Genomic DNA, 1119 nt, shown 5'->3' with positions numbered 1-1119 from the left:
AGTCTGGTGGCGATGGCGAGAAGGTCACACCCGTTCCCATACCGAACACGGAAGTTAAGCTTCTCAGCGCCGATGGTAGTTGGAGGATTCCTCCTGTGAGAGTAGGACGTCGCCAGGCGAAAAAATATGGAGGATTAGCTCAGCTGGGAGAGCATCTGCCTTACAAGCAGAGGGTCGGCGGTTCGATCCCGTCATCCTCCACCATAATATTTATTTCACAATGCCGGTGTAGCTCAATTGGTAGAGCAACTGACTTGTAATCAGTAGGTTGGGGGTTCAAGTCCTCTCGCCGGCACCAGTTTTACTATTGCGAGCCATTAGCTCAGTTGGTAGAGCATCTGACTTTTAATCAGAGGGTCGAAGGTTCGAGTCCTTCATGGCTCACCATTTAATTTAATCATGCGGGTGTGGCGGAATTGGCAGACGCACCAGACTTAGGATCTGGCGCCGCAAGGCGTGGGGGTTCGACTCCCTTCACCCGCACCATTCACTTTAATAGACGCGGAAGTAGTTCAGTGGTAGAACACCACCTTGCCAAGGTGGGGGTCGCGGGTTCGAATCCCGTCTTCCGCTCCAAAAAAAGTGCCGGGGTGGCGGAACTGGCAGACGCACAGGACTTAAAATCCTGCGGTAGGTGACTACCGTACCGGTTCGATTCCGGTCCTCGGCACCATTTATAAAATGCGCCCGTAGCTCAATTGGATAGAGTGTCTGACTACGGATCAGAAGGTTATGGGTTCGACTCCTTTCGGGCGCGCCATATAAAACGGGAAGTAGCTCAGCTTGGTAGAGCACTTGGTTTGGGACCAAGGGGTCGCAGGTTCGAATCCTGTCTTCCCGACCATTCTAAACTAACTAATATTGGGGTCTTAGCTCAGCTGGGAGAGCGCCTGCCTTGCACGCAGGAGGTCAGGGGTTCGATCCCCCTAGACTCCACCAAAATAATTGTTGACAACTGTTGAAAATTTTGTTAAGATATAAAAGTTGTCTCATTAAATTGTTCTTTGAAAACTAAACAACCAAACGTTAACAAATAAAAAACTTCTATTATAGAAGTAAGCCAGAGTAAACTTTATGAGCTAATCAAACACTTTATTGGAGAGTTTGATCCTGGCTCAG

The 1119-nt window shown here is 49.1% G+C and carries 9 tRNA genes and 1 rRNA gene; all 10 read left to right on the top strand.

Annotation, left to right across the window (positions count from 1 at the left end):
• The first annotated feature begins 2 nt into the window (after positions 1-2).
• The 10 genes from rrf to ACFSO7_RS00005 all read left to right on the top strand — a co-directional run bounded on the left by rrf (position 3) and on the right by ACFSO7_RS00005 (position 939).
• Positions 3-118, top strand: a 5S ribosomal RNA gene (gene rrf, locus ACFSO7_RS00050).
• Between the two features lie 10 nt (positions 119-128).
• Positions 129-204: transfer RNA gene (locus ACFSO7_RS00045), tRNA-Val, on the top strand.
• 18 nt (positions 205-222) lie between these two features.
• Positions 223-298: transfer RNA gene (locus ACFSO7_RS00040), tRNA-Thr, on the top strand.
• A gap of 13 nt (positions 299-311) precedes the next feature.
• Positions 312-387: transfer RNA gene (locus tag ACFSO7_RS00035), tRNA-Lys, on the top strand.
• Between the two features lie 14 nt (positions 388-401).
• Positions 402-486 (top strand) — tRNA-Leu (locus ACFSO7_RS00030).
• Positions 487-501: 15 nt separating this feature from the next.
• Positions 502-576, top strand: a tRNA-Gly gene (locus ACFSO7_RS00025).
• Between the two features lie 8 nt (positions 577-584).
• Positions 585-673, top strand: a tRNA-Leu gene (locus ACFSO7_RS00020).
• A gap of 10 nt (positions 674-683) precedes the next feature.
• Positions 684-760 (top strand) — tRNA-Arg (locus ACFSO7_RS00015).
• Between the two features lie 7 nt (positions 761-767).
• Positions 768-844: transfer RNA gene (locus ACFSO7_RS00010), tRNA-Pro, on the top strand.
• Positions 845-863: 19 nt separating this feature from the next.
• Positions 864-939 (top strand) — tRNA-Ala (locus ACFSO7_RS00005).
• Positions 940-1119: the final 180 nt, after the last annotated feature.

This window comes from Bacillus sp. CGMCC 1.16607 (genome assembly GCF_042683745.1).
Classification (GTDB): Bacteria; Bacillota; Bacilli; order Bacillales; family Cytobacillaceae; genus Pseudoneobacillus.
The sequence above is the reverse complement of the archived record's forward strand: the minus strand, read 5'-3'. Positions and strand labels throughout refer to the sequence as shown.